The following is a 19,975-nucleotide window of genomic DNA, read 5'->3' on the forward strand; positions in this document are numbered from 1 at the left end:
CATGGGGAAATGGGTGGACGGGACGGGGACGTTGGGGGTGGCCGCCCTGGACGTCCCGCTGGAGGTGGCGGCCTCGTACCGGGCGCGGCGGCGGGGCCTCCTGGGCCGGGACGGGATCACGGGGGCGCTGCTCATCGTCCGGACGAACAGCGTGCACACCTTCGGCATGCGGTTCCCGATCGACGTCGCCCATCTGGACGGCTCCTTCACGGTCCGGTCCGTGGTGACGATGCGGCCGGGGCGGCTCGGCATGATCCGGCCGCGCGGCCGGCACGTCCTGGAGGCGGAGGCGGGCGCGATGGCGGAGTGGGGTCTGGAACCGGGAGTACGCGTGCGCGTGGACCTCACGGAGGCCCCGGACCGAGCAGGGTGAACGCCCCGTACGCGCCGGAGGCGAGCGCGAGACCGGCGAGGACGGGCACGGCCGTACGGGTCCGCACGCGCGCGAGCGCCACGGCGGGCGGGAGCAGCAGCCCGAAGGCGGGCATCATCAGGCGCGGCCGGGAGCCGAAGTAGGCGGCGCCGACGAGGGAGACGAACACGACGCCGATCGTGTGGACGAGCAGGGGAAGCGGCTGCCGCTGCCGCACGCAGAGCGCGATCAGCCCGCCGAGCAGGGCGAGCGCCGCGCACAGGCCGAGGGCGGCGGGCCACGGCAGGCCCGCGACGAACAGGGCGAGGGCGACACCGCCGTCGATGGAGTTGCCCCAGGCGGCCTGCACGTCGAAGTAGGCGGTGGGGCCGCCCTCCCGGACCCCGACGTAGGCGACGTACGCCAGCCAGCCCAGCGGGGCGATCAGCACCCCGGCCACGGTCCGCGCGGGCAGCCGCCGTTCCCGCACGAGGGCGACGAGGGCGGTGACGCCGAGGGCCGCGATCAGCGCGGCGGCCGTCGGCCGGGTGAGCCCCGCCGCCGCGCACAGGACACCGGCGAGGACCCAGCGCCCGCGCAGCACGGCGTACAGCGACCAGGCGGCGAGAGCGGTGAACAGGCTCTCCGTGTACGCCATGGACTGGACGAACGCGGTCGGATACACGCCCCAGAGGACGGCGAGGAGGACGCCGGCCCGCGGCCCCGCGAAGTGGGCCCCGCACTTCGCGATGCCCCAGGCGGCGGCGAGCCCCGCGGCCCAGGAGACCAGGAGCCCCGCGGTGGCCGCGTCGACGGGGAGGACGGCGGAGAGACCGCGCTCCAGGGCCGGGAGGAGCGGGAAGAAGGCGAGGTCGGAGTGGACGTCGCCGTTCGGCAGGGTGACCTGGTACCCGTAGCCGTGCTCGGCGACGCGGACGTACCAGACGGAGTCCCAGCGCCCCTTGAGCCGGTGCAGCCCGTCCTCGCCGGTCGCCGCGGCGGCGACGGCGAGGACGACGAGGCCGACGAGGCGGGTGGCGGCGTAGCCTCCGACCGCGAGGAGGGTGGGGTCGCTGGGCCTGGTGGTCCGGAACATGCGTCCGATTATGCGGGGGCGTGGACCGGCCTCACCCGAGAGGCCTTATCCGGACGAACTTCGCGGCCATGACGGGACCGAGCTGCTCGACGATGGCGTGCCCGGGCTCCTGCGGCGAGGGCAGGTCGCCGAGGAAGGACGTGACGATGACCTCGTCGATGCCGAGGACGCCGCGCGCGCTCTGCTCCTCCAGGAAGTCGAGCGTCCGGCGCCAGTCGGCGACTCCGGGGGCCTCGCCGAGGAAGGACCGGACGGTGTCCTGGACGACGTCCCAGAAGAACACGTGCGGCAGGACACCGCCCTGATGGAAGACATGGGTCTCGTACGCTCCCCGGAACTCGGGGATCCGGGTGACGAGATCACTCACCAACTGGACGCCGGAAGTGAGGTTCGGGCTCGTGCTCGGGGTCGCCGTCATCTGTCCAGAATGCTCCCGCCGAAGAGGGTTGTCCCGCCGGATTTACGCTTTCCTGGCGACGTCTTTCGCCGGGTTTTCCACAGGGGGTGCGAAGTGTCCCCCTTCCGTGGATCGTTGGGCGTATGTACGAGTTGGCGATCCTCGCCAGGGGCGGGGTCCTCCTGACGGTCTGGGCGGTCGCGGCGGGCTGGCCGCCGGGCCGGCTGGCCGGACGGCTGCGCCGGGACGGCTGGCAGCGGATCTGCCGGGGCGCCTGGGCGGCCCCGGGGAGGGAGGTGGACTGGCGGCTGAGGGCGACGGCCCTCCAGCTCCTGCGCCCGGAGCTGGTCTGCAGTCACGGGACGGCGGCGCGGCTGCACCGCATCGAGGTACTGGGCGGGGAGTCCCCGCCGCGGCGCCTCGACTTCACGGCGCCGCCGCCGGCCAGGCCGGCACGGGGTGACCTGATACGGATCCACACCACGGCCTTCCTGACGGACGGGGACCGGTCCGTCCGGCGCGGTCTGCGGACGACGACGCCGGCGCGGACGGTCGGCGACCTGATACGGGCCGCGGCGACCCGGGAGGAGGCGGTGGTCGTCGCGGACTCGGCGCTCGCGCGGCGGGCGGTCGAAGGAGTGCGGCGCGAGGCGCTCGTCCGCCACGAGGACCTCGCCGCCGAACTCGCGGCGCCCCGGCGGGGAGCGGCCCGCGCCCGGGCCTGGCTCCGGCTGACCGAACCGGCGTCGGGCTCCCCCGCGGAGACGGTCGCCCGGCTCCGGATACGGGACGCGGCCCTGACCCCCGAATCCCAGCCGACCCTGCTCACGGCGGCCGGGAAGCCGCTGCGCCCCGACTTCCTCTTCCGGGCGGAAGGCCTGGCGGTGGAGATCGAGGGCCACGCCTTCCACGGCACCCGCCGGGCCCACGAACGGGACGTCGCCCGCTTCAACGCACTCCAGTCCTGCCCGGAGGTCCGCCGCGTGCTGCGCTTCACGGCCGGGGAGGTCTTCCGCCACCCGGACCGCATGACGGCGACGGTCCGGGCGGCGCTGGCGCTCTAGGGGGCGGGGGTGGCGGCGGGGGCGGTGGTCCGGGGGAAGGAGATCTCGACGCGCCGGTTCTTCTTCCGGCCCTCCTCCGTGCGGTTGTCGGCGATCGGGTAGTCCTCGCTGTACCCGCGGATGTCGAAGGCCGTCCCCGGGTCGAGGGCACGCGCCAGCACCTGCTGCACGGCCACGGCCCGCTCCTTCGACAGCTTGAGCCCGTGCTCGTACGTCCCCAGGTTGTCGGTGAACCCGAACACCCGGACCCGTCCGGACCCCATCCTGCCGATCTCGGCGGCGATGGCGGCGATGCGGGCGGTGGCGTCGGGCGAGAGCTTGGCGCTGTTCTTCGGGAACAGCACCTCGGCCTGCAGCGCGAACGTCACGTCCACGTTCGTGTCCTGCCGGCGCTCCTGCCCGCCCTCCTCCTCGACGATCTGCTTGATGTCGAGCACCTTGGCGGGGGCGAGGGTGGCCCCGTCGGGAAGCATCAGCCCCGGGGAGTCGGGATCGATGACGGGCGGGGGCGAGGAGGTACCGGCGGGCCCGGGCCCGTCCTCGGCATACGCCGACGGCCCGGCGAACGGCCCCAGGGCCACGCACACGAGCAGGAGGGAGGCGAGGCGGCGGTTTCTCGTCGTCGTCATGGGGTCGCCTCAGGAGAGCTTGAGGGTGGCGGGTTCGAAGGTGGGGAGCTGGAAGCTCACTTCGGTGGTGGAGGCGGGGGGTGCGGGGAATTGCAGGAAGACGTCGACCGACTTGCCGGGACCGATGCTGTCGAGCCCTGTGGTGGTCAGAGGTCGCCCGTCTGTGTCACGCAGGACGTAGTACCGCTTCTTTCCCACCGAGTCGACGAGCGTGGCGCCGCCCAATGTCAAGCCGTGTTTGATGACTTCCGTCTCATCCCCCCTGATCTCCACGGGAAGAAGAACGGAGGAACCGGAGGAATTCTTCAGCTGTCCCTTGATGGTGAGGAAGCCGCCCGGGTCGCGCTCGGCGGAATTGATGACGAGTTCCACACCCTTTTGCCCCTTGATAAGTGCCAACGTCTCCGCGGGTTCCGCGGACTCTTGTGACCCCTGAGTGGCTGATGCTCCCCGCTGAGGCGCGGCACTCCTTGAGGCGGGCTTGTTCTCGCTGGGCTTCTCCTCGGCGCCGCACCCCGACACGAAGAATGCCACGGACGTGATCGTGACGGCGATCACCCCTCTGCGGATCGTCCTTGCGTAGCGCGCGTTCATGAAGCGTGCTTCCTTTGCTCGTCGCGGGTCAGTCCGACAGTCGGACTCTGAAGAGATCAGCGGCGCCGGGGAGAGTGGGGCTGTCAGGATCGATCACCCATGGCTCACCATCGCAGATGAGGCCGACTACGGGTTCCTCATCGTCGGGCTCTCCGTCGCCCTCATCAGGGCTCGTAGGCGTGGGATTCGGCGTGGGATCCGAAGGATCCGGAGTGGGATCTGGCGCGTCGAAGGTGCAACGCGGCTCAAGTACTGCTTCAGCTGACGCTGTTGCGTGATGCGACTCTCGCCCCGTTGTGATTACGGTTACCTTAAAACCATGCTCGCCGGTGGCGAGAGGTACACATTCGCTGCCCGAGAGCGCCGCCCCGTTTCGAACCGCGAACTCCCCTGCTCGTTGACAGGCTGACGCATCGACATACGCAACGCCCCGAAGGAAACCACCCCACTGCTCAGGATCGAGAATCACTTCGATCCAGCCGTCCCGCAGCTGGTCCCGGGCGTCCTGAGCCGCGGCGAGGGCTGCTGCGTCCGCTGCGGTCTGGGCGCTGTTCCTTGTCAAGGCTGCCTCCCCCACCAGGAAGTAGGCAAACGCCAGAAACAAGAGACCCGCAATGACCGCGATATAGACGGGAAACGCCTGCCCCTCATCGCCGCGAAGCCCGGTGCACCCTACTAGCTGCCGGTAAGCTCGGAGATCTTCTGGCGAATCGCATTCATGATTGACGTACCGATGTCCGTACCGGTGATCGCCACCACGATCGCCACCACCACCACGATGATCCCCAGATACTCCACCGCCGTCTGACCCCGGTCCCCCGCTCTGCGGGTCGTCCAGTCGGTCAGCTTCACGCGGCCCTTCGTCAGGGCCTTCAGCATCGCGTCGTTCATCGTGGTCCCCTCCGCGTTCGGACGCCTGCGCCTGGGCACCGTACGCCGACGCGCGGGTCGGCGGACAGGGGCCCGTCATCGGGTGGGCCGGTTGGCGCGGGTCGCGGCGATCCGGTCCATCGGCTCCACCCCCCTCACACTCAGTCCGCACTCTGGCACATCGGGTTGCGCGCCCGAAACCGTTTCCCCCGAATATGTCACCGCGCTCATTCGCCGGTCACCGACCCGAAGTCCGTCCCCGTGCCCAGGAACAGGCCCGCGCCGAGCAGGATCATGGTCGCCGGGACCATCAGGGTCGTGATCACCATCGTCGCCTTCGGGACCGCCTTCGCCGCCTTGCGGCGGGCGTTCTGCGCGTCCGTGCGCCGCATGTCGTTGGCGATCTGGATCAGCGTGTCGACGATCGGCGCTCCCAGCTCCTCGCCCTGCTGCAGCGCCGTGACGAACTGCGCCACCTGCTCCGAGTCGTTGCGGCGCCGCAGTTCGTCGAAGGCCTGCCGCCGGCTGACGCCCATGTCCATCTGGCGGAGCGTGATGCGGAGTTCGTCGGACCACGGGCCCTCGTACTTCTCCGCGACCCGTTCCAGCGCCTGCCGGAAGCCGAGGCCCGCCGAGACCACGACGGCCAGGACGTCCAGGAAGTCCGGCAGGGTGCGTTCGATCTGGTCCTTGCGGATCCTGACCGCCGACCAGATCCCCACCTCCGTCCAGAACGCGCCGAACGCGAGCAGCAGCAGGGCCGTCACGTACGAGCCCTTGCTCAGCATGACCAGGCCGCCGAGGCCGCCCAGGAAGCCGTAGACCGCCCGCCTCGCCCCGTACCGGTCGATGGTCAGGCCGCCCGGGTTGCCCGCCAGGTCGATCCGGCGGCGGACGGCGTTCACCCGCTTCGGGCCCATCAGCCGGAGCACCGTCGGCGACCAGCGCATGCCCAGGCGGTCGACGGCCGAGTCGACGGCTCCCGTGCGGGTGGCGCCGACCTCCAGGGCCAGTTTGAGGTCGTCGGGGAGCTTCGCGTCGGCCCGGTAGAGGCGCAGGCCGTACGCGAAGCCGGCGACGGCGAGGCCCGCGAGGAGGGCGAGGAGGAGGTCCATCACGCGGCCCCTTACACGTCGATCTTCGAGAAGCGGCGGATGACGGCGAAGCCGACCACGTACAGGGCGAACGCCGTCACGACGGCGAACTGCCCGATGCCCGAGGCCGTCATGCGGTCCAGTGCCCCCGGCTGCATGTTGTCGATCAGCAGGAGCGAGCCGACGCCGATGACCGGCACGGAGTACGCGGTCATGCTCACCTGGGAGAGCTGGGTGCGGACCTCGCGCCGGGTCTCCTTGCGCTCCTCCAGGGTCTCGGTGAGGTTCCGCAGGGAGGAGACGACGGTGCCGCCGGCCCGGTTGGCGAGGACGAGGGTGGTGACGAGGACGACGAGTTCTCGGGAGGGGAGGCGTTCGGCGAGCTCCCCGAGGGCGTCGTCGAGGCTGGTGCCGACCGCCAACTGCTGTGCCACCTTCTCCAGCTCGTCGCCCGCCGGCGCCTCCAGCTCGTCGGCGGCCAGGCTCAGGGCCATCCGGAGGGCGAGGCCGGCCTGCGTGGCGTTGGCCAGGATGCGGGAGAGCTCGGGGAGCTGGTTGATGAACTTCTCGATCCGCTTCTGGCGCTGCCAGTTGAGGAACCCCACGGCGACCCAGATGCCGAGGAGTCCGCAGATCGGGCCGAAGAACGGGGACAGCGCCGCCTGTCCCACGACCCAGAGGACCGCCACGGTCGCCGCGAGGCCCACCGTGAACTCGCCGGGCGTGATGTCGAGGCCGGTCGCCGCGATCCGCAGTTCCAGTCTCCGGCCGAGGGCGGTCTTCCGTACGCGCCGGTCGATCCCCCGGAAGCGGCGTCTGCGGCGGCCGGTCACGGCCTCCGGTTCGCCGCTCTCGTCGAGCCGGGCGACGAGGGCGGCGTGGCGGCGGGCCCCGCTCGCGTACAGCTGGACGCCGACGACGCCCAGGACGCAGGCGAGCAGCGCCACGCCCACCGTCAGCCAGAAGGGGTCCGTCGTCATCGCCGCGCCTCGGGTCGCCAGGTCGGGTCCGTCGTCGTCCGCCGCTCCCCCGGCAGCCAGGTGGGATCGGTCGTCGTCCAGCGCTCATCCCGCAGCCGGGTCGGAGCGGTCGTCGTCCAGCGCTCATCCCGCAGCCGGGTCGGAGCGGTCGTCGTCCAGCGCTCATCCCGCAGCCGGGTCGGAGCGGTCGTCATCGCCCCTCCCCCGGGCGCCACGTCGGGTCCGTCGTCCAGCGCTCTCCCGGGCGCCACGTGGGGTCCGTCGTCCACCGCTCCCCCGGCAGCCAGGTCGGGTCCGTCATCGTCACTGCGCCTCCGGTGGGCATGTGGGCTTCGGTCATCACTCCGCCTCTCGGGTGGCCAGGTGGGCGTCCGTCGCCGCCACGCCGAACGCCTGCGGGATCGGCTGGCCCGCCAGGTAGAGCCGTTCGGCCACGCGCCGGGGCAGCGGGTGGTACGTGAACCTCCCGTACACCCGTCCGTCGGCCGCGACCGGCTGCGCCTCGAAGCGGCAGACCGTGGCCAGCAGGAAGCGTTCCCGGCCGTGCGAGGCGAGGACGGAGATCTCGGTGACGCGGCGCGTGCCGTCCGGGTGCCGGGTGAGCTGGACCAGGACGTCGACCGCGCTGTTGATCTGGTCGCGGAGCGCCTCGAACGGCACCTTCACCTCGGACATCGAGGCCAGGGTCTGGAGCCGCATCAGGGCGTCCTCGGCCGAGTTGGCGTGGACGGTGGCGAGCGAGCCGTCGTGGCCGGTGGACATCGCCTGGAGCATGTCGAGGGTCTCGCCGCCGCGGACCTCGCCGACGATGATGCGGTCGGGGCGCATGCGCAGGGAGTTGCGGACGAGGTCCCGGATGGAGACGGCCCCGCGGCCCTCGATGTTGGGCGGGCGGGCCTCCAGGCGGATGACGTGGGACTGCTGGAGCTGGAGTTCGGCCGAGTCCTCGATGGTGATGATCCGCTCGCCGTCCGGGACGAGGCCGGAGAGCGCGTTGAGGAGGGTCGTCTTCCCGGTGCCGGTGGCGCCGGAGACGATCAGGTTGAACTTGGCCTGCACGAGCCCGGAGAGCAGGAGCAGCATCTGCTCGTCGAGGGAGCCGAGGCCGATCATCTCGTGGAGCGTGTACGCCCGGGGGAAGCGGCGGATCGTGAGCGTGGCCCCGGTCAGGGAGAGCGGCGGGATGATCACGTTGACGCGCTCGCCGGAGGGGAGCCGGGCGTCGACCATCGGGTTCGACTCGTCGACGCGCCGGTTGACGGTGGAGACGATCCGCTCGATCGTCTGCATCAGCTGCTCGTGGGAGGCGAAGCGGAGCGGGAGGAGTTCGACGCGGCCGCCGCGCTCGATGAAGATCTGGTCGGGGCCGTTGACCATGATCTCCGTGATGGAGGCGTCTTCGAGGAGCGGTTCGAGCACGCCGAGGCCGAGGGCCTCGTCCACGACCCGGCGGATCAGCTGCGCCCGCTCGGCGGTGGAGAGGACCGGGCCCTCGCGGCTGATGATGTGTCCGAGGACGCGCTCCAGGCGGGCCCGCCGCTCGGCCGCCGCGAGCGCGGACATCTCGGTGAGGTCGATCTCCTCCAGGAGCTTGGCCCGGAAGGCGGCGACGAGATGGCCGTCCTCCCGGCCCCCGCCCGTGGCCTTCTCCTCGGGGGCGCTGATCCGGGCACGCAGGCTCATGGCAGGTCCTCCTCGTCGGACGCCTCGGACAGGGGCATGGTGGCGGACTTCTCGACGGGGTCGAAGCTCCAGAAGGGGACGACCTGGGGGATGCGGACGCGGACGGTGGCGACGACCTCTCCCCCTCGGCGCACGACGTCGACCCGGGTGGCCCAGCTCGCGGCCGCACGGCCGGCCGCGCTCGGGTCGGGGGCGTCGTCCGCGTCGCTGGTGGCGGCCCGGGCGGCCGCCCGGGCCGCCGTGCCCGCCTGCTGGGCGGCGTACGCGGCGACGCCGAGCTGGAGCCCGGCGAGCCCCACGATGAGCAGGACGGGGAGGAACCCGAGGTACTCGATGGCGGCCTGGCCGCGGTCGCGCCGGGCCTTCCGCTGGTCGCTCCTCATGGCGTGGGACCCCTCTCGTCCACGGCGGCCGCCTCGCCCCTCACCCGGAACAGGCCCCCCACGCCCGGGACGAGCACGGGGACTCGGACCGTCACGACGGCGTCGACCATGCCCCCGCCGGCGCTGCAGTCCGGCTCGACGCCGTCCGCCCATGCCCCGTCCAGGTGCCGCCTCGCGGCCTCTCCGCAGTCGTCGCCGACGGCATAGGCCCGCGCCGCCTCGTCCGCCGCGTTCCCCGCCAGCGTGTACGTATACCCGACCAGGACCACCTGCCACAGCAGCGCCAGCGTGAGCAGGATCAGCGGCACCATCCCGAGGAACTCCACCGCCACCTGCCCCCTGTCGTCGTCCCGGTGCGTCCGCATCGTTCAGCGTCCTCCGGTGCGGCGGCGCAGGCCCAGGGAGCCCCGGTCGCCCGCGCGGGCGAGTTCCTTGCCGGACTGTCCCGCCGCCCGCACCAGGCCCAGCTCTCCCGCGAGGGCCCACAGCGCCTGCTTGACGGTGGACTTGGCGTCGAGTTCGTGGAGGCGGCCGGCGTCGACGACGGCGGAGAGTTCCTTGAAGTGGGCGGGGACGGCGACGCCCGCGATCCGGGTGCCGGTGATCTTCTGGACGAGGGGCGGCTGGATCTCGGTGGAGCGGTGGTGGCGGTTGACCACCGTCGTGGTCTCCTCCGCCTTGCGGACCTGGAGCCGTTCCCACATCCGTACGGTCCGCTTGGCGGCCCGGACCGCGACCACGTCCGGGGTGGTGACGAGGAGCGCGGTGTCGGCCATCTCGATCGCGGCGGCGTTGGCGCTGTCGAGCCGGGAGCCGCAGTCGAGGACGACGACGTCGTGCCGGCCGCGCAGGGCGCTGACGACCTGGCGGGCGGCGCGGTCGGTGACCTCCTCGCCGCGCTCGCCCTCCGCCGGGGCGAGGAGCAGGGAGAGGCCGGTCTCGTGGACGTAGACGGCGTCCTGGAGGACGCGGGGCGAGATGTCGGCGATGGTCGCGAGGTCGGCGACGGAGCGGCGGAACTGGACGTCGAGGTAGGAGGCGATGTCGCCGCTCTGGAGGTCCAGGTCGACGAGGGCGACGCTGCGTCCGGAGGCGCGGGCGGCGAGGGCGAGGTGGACGGCGGTGACGGTGGCGCCGACGCCGCCCTTGGCGCCGCTGACGGTGACGACGGTGCCGCCGGGTCCGGCGATCGGCTCGGCGCCGGCGCCGAGGTGGCGGCGGACGCCGAGGGACCACTGGGCGGCGGCCTGGACGCGGCTGGCGAGTTCCTCGTAGCCGAGGGGGAGGGTGACGAGGCCCCGGGCGCCGGAGTCCATGGCGGCGGAGAAGAGGACGGGGCTGGCGTCGGCGGTGATGAGGACGACGCCGACGGCGGGGAAGCGGAGGGCGACCTCGCGGACGAGTTCGAGCGCGGGGACGGGTCCGATCCGCTCGTGGACGAGGACGACCTCGGGGAGTTCGTCGAGGGAGGCGGCGGCGAGGCGCGCGAGGGTGTCGACGAGCTGGGTGGAGTCGGCGACCGGCTGGGCGGGTTCGGCGTCGGGGAGCTGGCTGAGCAGCGTACTGACGGACCGGGCCGCGTCGGGGTCGCCGACGGCAGGCAGGATCCTGGTGGTCATACCGGCCTCACTTGTCCTTGTCGAGCGTGTAGGTGCGGTCGCCCTTGTCGACCGGGGAGCCGGCCGTGGACGGGGCGACGAGGGCGAGGCGTACGTGCTCGGCGAAGGACTCGGCGTACGCGACGCGCTGGGTGTCGAGGGTGGAGAGCGCGAAGGTGATGGGGACGGCGGAGATGGCCCGGCTCGTGCGGTCGGAGCTGTCGGAGACCGGGGTGAGCTTGCCGACGTCGAGGACGCGGGCGCCGGTGACGATCAGCCGGGACTGGTCGGGGTCGCCCTTCTTCTCGCCGGCGAAGGTCGCGTAGATGTTGACGGTGGCACCGGCGTTGATCTTGCCCGCGACGCCGGCGGCGGCGTCGACCATGATCGCGATCTCCTGCTGGCCCGGCCGGAGCCGGGGGCGTTCGACGATCATGTCGGTCTGGAGGAGGGAGCCGGCCTTGAGCTCGGTGACGGCGATCTTGCCCTCGATCTGGCGGAGGTCGGTGACGGCGGTCGGGGAGAGCCAGCGCTTGGGCATGGAGATCTTCTCGAACTGGTCGGCGCTCAGGGGCTTGTAGGGCTCCACGTTCCTCATGAGCCGGTACGCCGTGGTCTCCGGGCCGACCTTGGAGTTCACGTCGCTGATGACGGCGAGGACACCGGCGAAGGCGCCGAGGGCGCACAGGACGGAGAGCAGCAGCAGGATCACGCCGCGGCGCTGGCGGGAGTTCATGGCCGTACTTCCTCGGTCGGAGCGGTCGGAGCTGTCGGGGTGATCGGGGCTGTCGGAGACGTGGGGCCGGGCGTGCGGGCGCGGCCGGCCGGGAGCGGGTGGTGGTGCGCGGGGCCGCTCACGGCAGCGCGGCGCGGGCGGAACGGGCGCCGGGCCCGAGGGCGCGGGTCCACGGGTCGGCCTGCGGTCCCGGTCCGAGCTCCCGCCCCCCGCCGTGTCCCGGGGCGCGGGTACCCGGGTCGGGTGGTGGCGGGGCGGCCGGGGGCAGCGGGGCGGAGCAGAAGCCGCAGCGGTCGCCGATGAGTTCCATCCCGCACCAGTGGCAGGTCTCGCGGCGCACGGAGGAGACGAGCTGGTAGAGGACGGACGGGTCGGGCAGGTACGCGGCGAACTCGACGAGCTTGCCGGTGCCCCACCAGCCGGGCGAGGAGGCGGGCAGGGGCACCTCGTGCACGGGGCCCGGGATCCGCCACCGGGGTACGAGGGTGGTGGTGGGCCAGTCGGTCTGGAGCTGGCCGCGGGCGAGGAGGAGTTCGGTGGCGAACTCCGGTCCCGCGAGGGACTCCCCGCCGGAACCGGAACCGAAACCGGAACGGGAACCGGAAGCCGGTCCGGAGCCGGAGCGCGAGCCGAGCCGGACGATCTGCGGGGTGGGTCCGGCGAGGACGGCGAAGTGGGCGCCGGGCAGCCAGCCCTTGAGGTGGGAACCGAGGCTCACGGGGACGCGGTCGAGCCGGGAGACGGAGCCGAGGACGGCGCCGGCGTAGATGTAGTGGGCGAGCAGCCGGGCGGCGGAGGCGAGGACTCCGGGGCTGAAGTCGCAGCCGGCGAGCTGGCGCAGCTGGCGGACGAGGACGGCCGCGCCGAGGGGCGGCAGGTCGGTCCTGACCAGTGCGATCCGGTCGCTCTCCAGGAGGCCGCGGACGGCGTGCAGGCGGTGCTCGACGGCGGGGGGCGCGGCGGTGGGGCAGACGACGACCACGTGTCCGTACCGGGCGAGGAGCTGCTGCACGTCGGCGACGGAGGCGTCGAGCGAGCGGGTGCCGGGGGGCGGGAGCACGGCGGCCTGCGGGGTCCCGGGGTCGGTCGGCGGCAGCACCAGGTCGGTGCTGGTGACGGCGATCGCTGTCGGCACGTCGGACCCCCCGTCCCCTCCGGCCTCCGGTGCCCCGGGGGCCGCGGATCACTTACCGCGTTCGTGGCGTCACCGCAGGGTGTCGCCGTCTCTGCACCTTATCCACGTCCCCCGGGGTGGTGAACACACAATCCGCCAAGCCGTCCCCACTAATTTGCGCCCTGACCTCGGGCCCTGGCACCGCTCCCTCCGCTCCGGCCGAACTCCGTTCCGCGCCGGAGGTATTGACAACGCGATTGGTCTGGACCAACTTGTTCCGACAGCGGTGGCCGCCGCCGGTACCCCCGTACCCGCACCTCCCCTCCGTACGACGACGTACGGCACCTCCACATCCCCAACTCCCCCACCGGAGGATGCACGTGGACCGCACCACCACCCGCCCGCACGGACGGCGCCGGCTCGCCGGAGCCCTCGCGCTCGCCGTCGGCTCCGGGCTCGTCCTCGTCGGCGGAGCCGGCACCGCACAGGCGGCGGACGTCAACGTCGCCAAGAACGCCGGGTTCGAGAACGGCCTCGCCAACTGGTCCTGCTCCGCCGGGAGCGGCGCCGCCGTGTCCTCGCCGGTCCGCACCGGCGCCGGCGCCCTGCGCGCCACCCCGGCCGGTCTCGACAACGCCAAGTGCGTGCAGACCGTGACCGTGAAGCCCAACTCGACGTACACGCTGAGCGCCTGGGTCCAGGGCGGCTACGCCTACCTCGGCGCCAACAACACCGGGACAGGCACCGGGACCGTCTCCACCTGGACGCCCGACAGCCCCTCCTGGAAGCAGCTCACCACCACCTTCACCACCGGGGCGAGCACCACCTCGGTCGAGATCTACACCCACGGCTGGTACGGCACCTCCCCCTACGTCGTCGACGACGTGAGCGTCTTCGGACCCGACGGGGGCGGCGGCCAGGACCCCGACCCGACCGCCCCGTCCACCCCGGCCGGCCTCTCCGCCGGCACGGTCACCAGCGGCTCGGTCGCGCTGAGCTGGGGCGCGGTCAACGGCGCCACGGGCTACAAGGTGTACCGGGACGGCGCCAACCCGCAGGCGGTGACGGGCACGTCGACCACCGTCACCGGGCTCACCGCCGACACCGCCTACCAGTTCCAGGTCTCCGCGACGAACGCCGCCGGCGAGTCCGCGAAGTCCGCCGCCGTGACGGTCCGCACCGCCAAGCCCACCGACCCGGGCCCCGGCCCGGCCGTGCCCAAGCACGCCGTCACCGGCTACTGGCAGAACTTCGACAACGGCGCCGCGAAGCAGAAGCTGCGGGACGTCCAGGCGGCGTACGACATCATCGCGGTCTCGTTCGCGGACTCCACCGCCACGCCCGGCCAGATCACCTTCAACCTCGACCCGGCCGTCGGCTACGCCTCGGTCGCCGACTTCAAGGCGGACGTCGCGGCCAAGAAGGCGGCCGGCAAGTCCGTGATCCTCTCCGTCGGCGGCGAGAAGGGCAACGTCACGATCAACAGCGACGCCACCGCGACCGCCTTCGCCGACAGCGCGTACGCCCTGATGCAGGAGTACGGCTTCAACGGGATCGACATCGACCTGGAGCACGGCGTCAACGCCACGTACCTCACCAAGGCGCTGCGGCAGCTCTCCGCCAAGGCGGGCTCCTCCATGGTCCTGACGATGGCCCCGCAGACCATCGACATGCAGAACACGGGCTCCGAGTACTTCAAGACCGCCCTCGCCGTGAAGGACATCCTCACGGTGGTCAACACCCAGTACTACAACAGCGGTTCGATGCTCGGCTGCGACGGCAAGGTCTACAGCCAGGGCTCGGTGGACTTCCTCACCGCCCTCGCCTGCATCCAGCTCCAGGGCGGCCTCGCCCCGTCCCAGGTCGGCCTGGGCGTCCCCGCCTCCACGCGGGGCGCGGGCAGCGGCTACGTCGACCCGCAGGTCGTGAAGAACGCGCTCGACTGCCTGACCAAGGGCACCGGCTGCGGCACCTTCAAGCCGGCCCAGACCTGGCCGTCGCTGCGCGGCGCCATGACCTGGTCGACCAACTGGGACGCGACGGCCGGCAACGCCTGGTCGAACGCGGTGGGCCCGCACGTGCACAACCTGCCGTAGCGGCCCCGGAGTGACGGCGCGGCGCCACCGCTCCCCCGGTGGCGCCGCGCCCTCGTCTCACGCGGGCAGGTAGTGGCGCAGCACCGGGTCGAGCAGCCGGATCCACTCGTCGACCCGGGCGGCGCGGCGGCCGTCGACCTCGCAGTCGTAGACCGAGCCGTCGTAGAGCGTGACGGCGACGCGCAGCACCCGGTCGCGCCGGATCCGCTCGTACCGTACGGCGCCGATCTCGCTCCAGAGGAAGTCGGCCTCCTCGCCGAAGAAGTGCAGGGACACCCCGCTCCCGTCGACGGCGATCCCGGAGTTCCGGTCGGCGGCGGTGAAGTCCGGCGCGGGCGGCGGCGGCACGAGGGGCGGCGGGGGGACGTACAGGTAGGCGGGATGCGGTACGGACGCGGGCGCGGGCGCGGGTACCGGTGCGGGTCCGGGCGCGGGCACGGCGTCCCGGACACCACCGGACCACGGCGGCGCCACCGCGTCGACCGGCCCGGAGGGAGTCGACGGCTGCGCCACCGCGTCGACCGGCCCGGAGGGAGTCGACGGCGAGGGCACCGCGTCGACGGGCCCCGGGGCCACCCTGGGGTCCGGGACCGCCGGAGGCGCCGATCCCGCCGCCTCCGGCGCCAGCTCGTCCATGATGGCGTCCGGAGTGGGCCGTTCGGCGGGGTCCTTGGCGAGGCAGCGCCCCACGAGCGGCCGCAGCGCCTCCGGTACGGCGCCGAGGTCGGGGGCCTCGTGCACCGACCGGTACATGAGCCCCATCGGAGTGCCCTCGCCGAAGGGCCGCCCGCCGGCCGCGGCGACGAGGACGGCGCCGAGCGCGAAGACGTCGGCGGCGCCGGTCACCTCCTCGCCGAGGGCCTGCTCGGGGGCGAGGTAGCCGGGGGTGCCGAAGGCGGAGCCGGTGGCGGTGAGCCGGGTGGACTCCAGGGCGCGGGCGATCCCGAAGTCGAGGACGCGCGGCCCGTCGGCGGCCATCACGATGTTGCCGGGCTTGAGGTCGCGGTGGACGAGCCCGCAGGCGTGGATGGCCTCCAGGGCCTCGGCGAGCGCGGCGCCGAGGGAGCGCAGCCGCCGCTCGTCCATGGGGCCCTCGGCGGTGACGAGTGCGGACAGGGTGGGGCCCGGGATGTAGGCGGTGGCGAGCCAGGGGGACTCCGCCTCGGGGTCGGCGTCGACGACCTGCGCGGTGTGGAAACCGCCGACCTGCCGGGCCGCGGCGACCTCGGCGCGGAAGCGGGCGCGGAAGGACGGGTCGGAGGCGAGTTCCGGCCGCGCGACCTTGACGGCGACGGCGCGCCCGCCACGCGATCGGGCCAGATAGACGGTGCCCATGCCGCCTTCGCCTAGCTTGTGTTCGATGACATATCTACCGATGAGGGTCCCCACGCGGGACAGTATGGCCGAACTCCCCACCTTGACCCGTTCATGACATAGCCGGACCATGTGCCCGGACACCCATGCGTCCGGGCCGTCATGCGCTCGGACGCCCGCACGACTCGGTCGCACTCCCCCACACTCCCCACCCAGGAGACAGCATGCGACGTCCCCTTCGCGGCAGAAGGTCCGCCACCCTCGCGGCCCTCGTGGCGTTCGCCCTCGCGGCGCCCCTCTCCGCGCTCACCACACCCGCCGGGGCCGACCCGGCGCCGACCGCCGCCCGGATCGCCTCCGGCGCCGAGGAGGTGATCCGGCAGTACGAGATCGCCGGACCGTCCACCGTCGCCGCCCGCACCGCGCTGGCCGCCACCGGCGTCTCGATCGACGAGGTCGACGCCCGTTCGGTCGTCGTCAGCGCCAACACCGAACAGCTCGCCCGGCTCAAGGCCCTCGGCTACAGGCCGGTCGCCCTGCCCGGGCCGCCGGACCGCCGGACCGAGGCCGACAAGACGGCCGGCCCGCTGGACTTCCCCTCCGCCGACGCGAAGTACCACAACCACGCGGAGATGAACGCGGAGATCGACCAGCGCCTCGCCGCCCACCCCTCCATCATGAGCAAGCGGGTCATCGGCAAGACGTACCAGGGCCGCGACATCGTCGCCATCAAGGTCAGCGACAACGTCGCCACCGACGAGGCCGAGCCCGAGGTCCTCTTCACCCACCACCAGCACGCCCGCGAGCACCTCACCGTCGAGATGGCGCTCTACCTGCTGCGCGAACTCGGGGCGGGCTACGGCACGGACTCCCGCATCACGAACATGGTGAACAACCGCGAGATCTGGATCGTCCCCGACCTCAACCCGGACGGCGGCGAGTACGACATCGCGAGCGGCGTCTACCGCAGCTGGCGCAAGAACCGGCAGCCCAACGCCGGCTCCTCCTACATCGGCACCGACCTCAACCGGAACTGGGACTACAAGTGGGGCTGCTGCGGCGGCTCCTCCGGCACGAAGAGCTCCGAGACCTACCGGGGCACGGCCCCCGAGTCCGCCCCCGAGGTGAAGGTCGTCGCCGACTTCGTCCGCTCCCGGGTGGTCGGCGGCAAGCAGCAGATCACGGCGGCCATCGACTTCCACACGTACAGCGAGCTGGTCCTCTGGCCCTTCGGCTGGACCACGGCGAACACCACCACCGGCATGACCCAGGACGACCGCGACGCCTTCGCGACCGTCGGCGGCAAGATGGCGGCGAGCAACGGCTACACGCCCGAGCAGTCCAGCGACCTGTACATCACGGACGGCTCGATCGACGACTACCTGTGGGGCGCGCACAAGATCTTCGCGTACACCTTCGAGATGTACCCGTCGAACGGCGGCGGCGGCTTCTACCCGCCCGACGAGGTCATCGAACGCGAGACGAGCCGCAACCGCGACGCCGTCCTCCAGCTCCTGGAGAACGCCGACTGCATGTACCGCTCCATCGGCAAGCAGGCGCAGTACTGCGCGGCCTGACGGCCCGTAGGCGAGGGGTGCCCCGGTCGCGACGGCCGGGGCACCTCGCGCGTCGACGGGTCAGTCGAGGACGGCCAGCGCGTCGATCTCGACGAGGAGGCCGGCCGGGAGGCCGACGTAGACCGTGGTGCGCGCGGAGGCGGGGGCCTTGAGGTCCTGCTCCTCGAAGTACTGGTCGTAGATCTCGTTCATCTCGGCGAAGTGGTCCACGTCGGTGAGGTAGACGCGCATCATCATCACGTCGTCCCAGCTCGCGCCGCCCTCCTCCAGGATCGCCTTGACGTTGGCGAAGGTCTGCAGGGTCTGCTCGCGCAGGGTCGGGCCGGCGACCGTCGGGGCCCGGCCCTCGGCAGCGGGCAGGAAGCCGACCTGGCCGGCGACCTGGAGGACGTTGCCCTTCCGCACCCCGTGCGAGAACTTCGCGGGCGGGGCGGTGTGGGTGGCGGGGGTGAGGGCGGTCTTCTCGCTCATGCGGTGTCCTTCGTAGCAGGCTGGCCGGAGTACTCGCGGCTGATGGCGTCCGCGGTGCCGCGCACCTCCGGGAGGAGGGTGAGGAGTTCCTCGGCGGTGACGACGACGTTGGGCGCCGAGACCGACAGGGCGGCGACGACCCGCCCGTCGGTGCCCCGGACGGGTGCGCCGACGCAGTTGATGGACTCCTCGTGGCCGCCGAGATCGGTGGCCCAGCCCTGTTCGCGCACGGTCGCCAGCTCCTTGAGGAAGGAGGCGGCGTTCGGTGTCGAACGGGGCGTGTACGGGGGGTAGTCGAGCTTCGCGGCGACGGCGCGCCGCTCCGGCTCGGGCAGGTCGGCGAGGAGCAGCTTGGCCACGGCGGCGACGGTGATCGCGACGGGCTTGCCGATGCGCGAGTACATGCGGACCGGGTAGCGGCTCTCGACCTTGTCGATGTAGACGACCTCGCCCTCCTCGTACACGGCGAGGTGGACCGTGTGCCCGGTCCGCTCGTTGAGGGCGAGGAGGTACGGGTGGGCGATCTCGCGGACGTCGAGGTTCTCGACGGCCTCCTGGGCGAGCGCGAAGAGACGGGCGCCGAGGCGGTAGCGCTGGTCCTGCTGCCGGTGGACGAGACCGTGCTCGTGAAGGGTGCGCAGCAGCCGCAGGGCCGTGGACTTGTGGACGCCGAGCCGCTCGGCGACCTGCCCGAGGTCGGCGGGCCCCTGGGCGAGCAGCGGCAGGATGCTGAGCGCCCGGTCGACGGTCTGGCTCATGGCGTACGTACCTCCTGGTCGTCCCCCGTCCAGCCGGGGCCGAGGTGAAGTGTGCCCCAGGCCGCGCCGTCGAGCGCGGCGAGGCGGTCGGCGTGCTCGCGGCGCGGCGGGGCGGCGCAGTCGCCGGGGACGGTGAGCACGGCGGCGGCCGCGAGGTGGCCGTGGCGCAGCCGCGCGGTCATGTCGAGCCCCCGGAGGGTCCCGGAGAGGAACCCGGCGACGAAGGCGTCCCCGGCGCCGACGGGGGAGACGAGGGCGACGCGGGGGGCGGGGACGGGGGTGACGACGTCGCCGCGCTCGAACGCCACCGCACCCTCCCCGCCCCGCTTCACCACCAGCACCGCCGGCTCCGCCAGCACCGCCCGGATCGCCTCCGGATCGCTCGTCCCCCAAAGCCCCTCCGCCTCGTCCGCCCCGACGAACACCACGTCCGCCCGCCGCGCGAGCCCGAGGAGGACCTCGGGGGCGCCGCCGTCGCGCCACAGCCCCGGCCGGTGGTTCACGTCGAACGAGACGAGCGGTCGCCCCGGCCTCGGCGCGGTGAGGTCCCGCACCAGCGCCAGGCAGTCCGCGGACAGCGCGGCGGTGATGCCGGTCAGGTGGAGGATCCGGGCGCCGGCGACGGAGTCGTACGGAACGGTGACGGGCGACATGGCCGAGGCCGCGGACCCGGCCCGGTAGTAGACGACCTCGTGGGCGTCCGTCGCCCGGTCCCCGTCGGTGCGGAAGTAGACGCCGGTCGGCCGGTGCGGGTCGCGGCCGACGGCGCCGACGTCGACCCCGTACGCCGCGATCGTGTCGACGAGGTGGTCGCCGAAGCCGTCGCGGCCGACGCGGCCGACCCAGCGGACGCGGTGTCCGGCGGCGGCGAGGGCGCAGGCGACGTTGGACTCGGCGCCGCCGATCGCACGGGTGAAGGAGGGGACGTCGGCGAGGCGGCCGGGCCGGGAGGGCAGGAAGGTGACCATGGACTCGCCGAGGCAGACGACGTCCGGGCCGACGCCGTCCGGGCGGACGACGTCCATACGGACGCCCTCCGGACGGGCGGCGCCCCGGCGGGCGGCGCCCCTCCGGACGCCCTCCGGGGCATCGCCCCCGGGCGCGGGTCCGCTCATGGTCGGCTCCCTGCGTCTCGACTCGTACGGGTCCATTGACCCGGCCTCGGCCCG

General features: G+C 72.8%; 22 protein-coding genes and 1 pseudogene. 4 read left to right on the top strand and 19 right to left on the bottom strand.

Going from position 1 to position 19,975, the window contains the following annotated elements; all coding sequences use genetic code 11:
* Position 1 precedes the first annotated feature (1 nt).
* Positions 2-373, top strand: a complete 372-nt coding sequence (locus ACFYUZ_RS12725; protein WP_389308248.1) for a DUF192 domain-containing protein — start codon at positions 2-4, stop codon at positions 371-373.
* On the opposite strand, the gene ACFYUZ_RS12730 is transcribed toward ACFYUZ_RS12725, so the two are convergent.
* Both ACFYUZ_RS12730 and ACFYUZ_RS12735 read right to left on the bottom strand, forming a co-directional pair.
* Positions 345-1,448, bottom strand: coding sequence for a hypothetical protein (locus ACFYUZ_RS12730; RefSeq protein WP_389308250.1), 1,104 nt, complete (start codon positions 1,446-1,448; stop codon positions 345-347). The two genes, ACFYUZ_RS12725 and ACFYUZ_RS12730, sit on opposite strands and share 29 nt — an antisense overlap.
* Before the next feature lie 31 nt (positions 1,449-1,479).
* On the bottom strand, positions 1,480-1,866 hold the full coding sequence (locus ACFYUZ_RS12735; RefSeq protein WP_389308252.1) for a hypothetical protein: 387 nt from the start codon (positions 1,864-1,866) through the stop codon (positions 1,480-1,482).
* A gap of 122 nt (positions 1,867-1,988) precedes the next feature.
* Between ACFYUZ_RS12735 and ACFYUZ_RS12740 the strand changes: the two genes are divergently transcribed.
* Complete coding sequence (locus ACFYUZ_RS12740; RefSeq protein WP_389308254.1) at positions 1,989-2,909, top strand: hypothetical protein; 921 nt, start codon at positions 1,989-1,991, stop codon at positions 2,907-2,909.
* Here the strand turns inward: ACFYUZ_RS12740 and ACFYUZ_RS12745 are convergent.
* The 13 genes and pseudogenes from ACFYUZ_RS12745 to ACFYUZ_RS12805 form a co-directional block, all read right to left on the bottom strand.
* Positions 2,906-3,538, bottom strand: a complete 633-nt coding sequence (locus ACFYUZ_RS12745; protein ID WP_389308256.1) for an OmpA family protein — start codon at positions 3,536-3,538, stop codon at positions 2,906-2,908. The two genes, ACFYUZ_RS12740 and ACFYUZ_RS12745, sit on opposite strands and share 4 nt — an antisense overlap.
* 9 nt (positions 3,539-3,547) lie before the next feature.
* Positions 3,548-4,132: a hypothetical protein gene (locus tag ACFYUZ_RS12750; protein ID WP_389308258.1), complete on the bottom strand. Its 585-nt coding sequence runs from the start codon at positions 4,130-4,132 to the stop codon at positions 3,548-3,550.
* A 28-nt stretch (positions 4,133-4,160) separates the two neighbouring features.
* Positions 4,161-4,766 (bottom strand): annotated as a pseudogene (locus ACFYUZ_RS12755) (pilus assembly protein TadG-related protein); the annotation flags it as partial.
* Positions 4,767-4,807: 41 nt separating this feature from the next.
* Positions 4,808-5,023, bottom strand: coding sequence for a Flp family type IVb pilin (locus tag ACFYUZ_RS12760; protein ID WP_389308259.1), 216 nt, complete (start codon positions 5,021-5,023; stop codon positions 4,808-4,810).
* Between the two features lie 206 nt (positions 5,024-5,229).
* Entirely contained in the window at positions 5,230-6,117 is an 888-nt protein-coding gene (locus tag ACFYUZ_RS12765) for a DUF5936 domain-containing protein (RefSeq protein ID WP_389308261.1), read from the bottom strand.
* An 11-nt stretch (positions 6,118-6,128) separates the two neighbouring features.
* Entirely contained in the window at positions 6,129-7,076 is a 948-nt protein-coding gene (locus ACFYUZ_RS12770) for a type II secretion system F family protein (RefSeq protein ID WP_389308263.1), read from the bottom strand.
* Complete coding sequence (locus ACFYUZ_RS12775; RefSeq protein ID WP_389308264.1) at positions 7,073-7,270, bottom strand: hypothetical protein; 198 nt, start codon at positions 7,268-7,270, stop codon at positions 7,073-7,075. The genes ACFYUZ_RS12770 and ACFYUZ_RS12775 overlap by 4 nt, the downstream gene beginning before the upstream one ends.
* A 145-nt stretch (positions 7,271-7,415) precedes the next feature.
* Positions 7,416-8,759: a CpaF family protein gene (locus tag ACFYUZ_RS12780; protein WP_389308266.1), complete on the bottom strand. Its 1,344-nt coding sequence runs from the start codon at positions 8,757-8,759 to the stop codon at positions 7,416-7,418.
* Positions 8,756-9,142 (bottom strand): TadE/TadG family type IV pilus assembly protein, encoded by a 387-nt coding sequence (locus ACFYUZ_RS12785; protein ID WP_389308268.1) that lies wholly within the window; start codon positions 9,140-9,142, stop codon positions 8,756-8,758. Before ACFYUZ_RS12785 ends, ACFYUZ_RS12780 begins: the two co-directional genes overlap by 4 nt.
* On the bottom strand, positions 9,139-9,507 hold the full coding sequence (locus tag ACFYUZ_RS12790) for a TadE/TadG family type IV pilus assembly protein (protein WP_389308270.1): 369 nt from the start codon (positions 9,505-9,507) through the stop codon (positions 9,139-9,141). Before ACFYUZ_RS12790 ends, ACFYUZ_RS12785 begins: the two co-directional genes overlap by 4 nt.
* A gap of 3 nt (positions 9,508-9,510) precedes the next feature.
* Positions 9,511-10,761 (bottom strand): CpaE family protein, encoded by a 1,251-nt coding sequence (locus ACFYUZ_RS12795; RefSeq protein ID WP_389308272.1) that lies wholly within the window; start codon positions 10,759-10,761, stop codon positions 9,511-9,513.
* Between the two features lie 7 nt (positions 10,762-10,768).
* Complete coding sequence (gene cpaB, locus ACFYUZ_RS12800; protein ID WP_389308274.1) at positions 10,769-11,476, bottom strand: Flp pilus assembly protein CpaB; 708 nt, start codon at positions 11,474-11,476, stop codon at positions 10,769-10,771.
* A gap of 118 nt (positions 11,477-11,594) precedes the next feature.
* Positions 11,595-12,611, bottom strand: coding sequence for a hypothetical protein (locus ACFYUZ_RS12805; RefSeq protein WP_389308276.1), 1,017 nt, complete (start codon positions 12,609-12,611; stop codon positions 11,595-11,597).
* Positions 12,612-12,964: 353 nt separating this feature from the next.
* Here ACFYUZ_RS12805 and ACFYUZ_RS12810 point away from each other — a divergent pair, with 353 nt between their 5' ends.
* Positions 12,965-14,686: a chitinase gene (locus ACFYUZ_RS12810; RefSeq protein ID WP_389308278.1), complete on the top strand. Its 1,722-nt coding sequence runs from the start codon at positions 12,965-12,967 to the stop codon at positions 14,684-14,686.
* Positions 14,687-14,743: 57 nt separating this feature from the next.
* Here ACFYUZ_RS12810 and ACFYUZ_RS12815 read toward each other — a convergent pair whose 3' ends face one another.
* Positions 14,744-16,132, bottom strand: coding sequence for a protein kinase (locus ACFYUZ_RS12815; RefSeq protein WP_389308560.1), 1,389 nt, complete (start codon positions 16,130-16,132; stop codon positions 14,744-14,746).
* Positions 16,133-16,224: 92 nt separating this feature from the next.
* On the opposite strand from ACFYUZ_RS12815, the gene ACFYUZ_RS12820 reads away from it, so the two are divergent.
* Positions 16,225-17,577 (top strand): M14 family metallopeptidase, encoded by a 1,353-nt coding sequence (locus ACFYUZ_RS12820; protein ID WP_389308280.1) that lies wholly within the window; start codon positions 16,225-16,227, stop codon positions 17,575-17,577.
* A 60-nt stretch (positions 17,578-17,637) separates the two neighbouring features.
* Here ACFYUZ_RS12820 and ACFYUZ_RS12825 read toward each other — a convergent pair whose 3' ends face one another.
* The 3 genes from ACFYUZ_RS12825 to ACFYUZ_RS12835 are packed head-to-tail and all read right to left on the bottom strand — an operon-like array spanning position 17,638 to position 19,831.
* A complete protein-coding gene (locus tag ACFYUZ_RS12825) occupies positions 17,638-18,048 on the bottom strand; it encodes a RidA family protein (protein WP_389308282.1) in 411 nt (136 codons plus the stop codon).
* Positions 18,045-18,806 carry an IclR family transcriptional regulator gene (locus tag ACFYUZ_RS12830; protein ID WP_389308284.1) on the bottom strand — a complete coding sequence of 254 codons (762 nt, stop codon included), beginning with the start codon at positions 18,804-18,806 and terminating at the stop codon, positions 18,045-18,047. Before ACFYUZ_RS12830 ends, ACFYUZ_RS12825 begins: the two co-directional genes overlap by 4 nt.
* Positions 18,803-19,831, bottom strand: coding sequence for a sugar kinase (locus ACFYUZ_RS12835; RefSeq protein ID WP_389308561.1), 1,029 nt, complete (start codon positions 19,829-19,831; stop codon positions 18,803-18,805). The genes ACFYUZ_RS12830 and ACFYUZ_RS12835 overlap by 4 nt, the downstream gene beginning before the upstream one ends.
* Positions 19,832-19,975 lie beyond the last annotated feature (144 nt).

It is taken from the genome of Streptomyces sp. NPDC004266, from assembly GCF_042874095.1.
Classification (GTDB): domain Bacteria; phylum Actinomycetota; class Actinomycetes; order Streptomycetales; family Streptomycetaceae; genus Streptomyces.

Bases quoted from the DNA above. Each gene is read 5' to 3' on its own strand.
- ACFYUZ_RS12725 (WP_389308248.1), top strand. From the start codon at position 2: ATGGGGAAATGGGTGGACGGGACGGGGACGTTGGGGGTGGCCGCCCTG.
- ACFYUZ_RS12730 (WP_389308250.1), bottom strand. From the start codon at position 1,448: ATGTTCCGGACCACCAGGCCCAGCGACCCCACCCTCCTCGCGGTCGGA.
- ACFYUZ_RS12735 (WP_389308252.1), bottom strand. From the start codon at position 1,866: ATGACGGCGACCCCGAGCACGAGCCCGAACCTCACTTCCGGCGTCCAG.
- ACFYUZ_RS12740 (WP_389308254.1), top strand. From the start codon at position 1,989: ATGTACGAGTTGGCGATCCTCGCCAGGGGCGGGGTCCTCCTGACGGTC.
- ACFYUZ_RS12745 (WP_389308256.1), bottom strand. From the start codon at position 3,538: ATGACGACGACGAGAAACCGCCGCCTCGCCTCCCTCCTGCTCGTGTGC.
- ACFYUZ_RS12750 (WP_389308258.1), bottom strand. From the start codon at position 4,132: ATGAACGCGCGCTACGCAAGGACGATCCGCAGAGGGGTGATCGCCGTC.
- ACFYUZ_RS12760 (WP_389308259.1), bottom strand. From the start codon at position 5,023: ATGAACGACGCGATGCTGAAGGCCCTGACGAAGGGCCGCGTGAAGCTG.
- ACFYUZ_RS12765 (WP_389308261.1), bottom strand. From the start codon at position 6,117: ATGGACCTCCTCCTCGCCCTCCTCGCGGGCCTCGCCGTCGCCGGCTTC.
- ACFYUZ_RS12770 (WP_389308263.1), bottom strand. From the start codon at position 7,076: ATGACGACGGACCCCTTCTGGCTGACGGTGGGCGTGGCGCTGCTCGCC.
- ACFYUZ_RS12775 (WP_389308264.1), bottom strand. From the start codon at position 7,270: ATGACGACCGCTCCGACCCGGCTGCGGGATGAGCGCTGGACGACGACC.
- ACFYUZ_RS12780 (WP_389308266.1), bottom strand. From the start codon at position 8,759: ATGAGCCTGCGTGCCCGGATCAGCGCCCCCGAGGAGAAGGCCACGGGC.
- ACFYUZ_RS12785 (WP_389308268.1), bottom strand. From the start codon at position 9,142: ATGAGGAGCGACCAGCGGAAGGCCCGGCGCGACCGCGGCCAGGCCGCC.
- ACFYUZ_RS12790 (WP_389308270.1), bottom strand. From the start codon at position 9,507: ATGCGGACGCACCGGGACGACGACAGGGGGCAGGTGGCGGTGGAGTTC.
- ACFYUZ_RS12795 (WP_389308272.1), bottom strand. From the start codon at position 10,761: ATGACCACCAGGATCCTGCCTGCCGTCGGCGACCCCGACGCGGCCCGG.
- cpaB (WP_389308274.1), bottom strand. From the start codon at position 11,476: ATGAACTCCCGCCAGCGCCGCGGCGTGATCCTGCTGCTGCTCTCCGTC.
- ACFYUZ_RS12810 (WP_389308278.1), top strand. From the start codon at position 12,965: ATGCACGTGGACCGCACCACCACCCGCCCGCACGGACGGCGCCGGCTC.
- ACFYUZ_RS12815 (WP_389308560.1), bottom strand. From the start codon at position 16,132: ATGGTCCGGCTATGTCATGAACGGGTCAAGGTGGGGAGTTCGGCCATA.
- ACFYUZ_RS12820 (WP_389308280.1), top strand. From the start codon at position 16,225: ATGCGACGTCCCCTTCGCGGCAGAAGGTCCGCCACCCTCGCGGCCCTC.
- ACFYUZ_RS12825 (WP_389308282.1), bottom strand. From the start codon at position 18,048: ATGAGCGAGAAGACCGCCCTCACCCCCGCCACCCACACCGCCCCGCCC.
- ACFYUZ_RS12830 (WP_389308284.1), bottom strand. From the start codon at position 18,806: ATGAGCCAGACCGTCGACCGGGCGCTCAGCATCCTGCCGCTGCTCGCC.
- ACFYUZ_RS12835 (WP_389308561.1), bottom strand. From the start codon at position 19,831: ATGGACGTCGTCCGCCCGGACGGCGTCGGCCCGGACGTCGTCTGCCTC.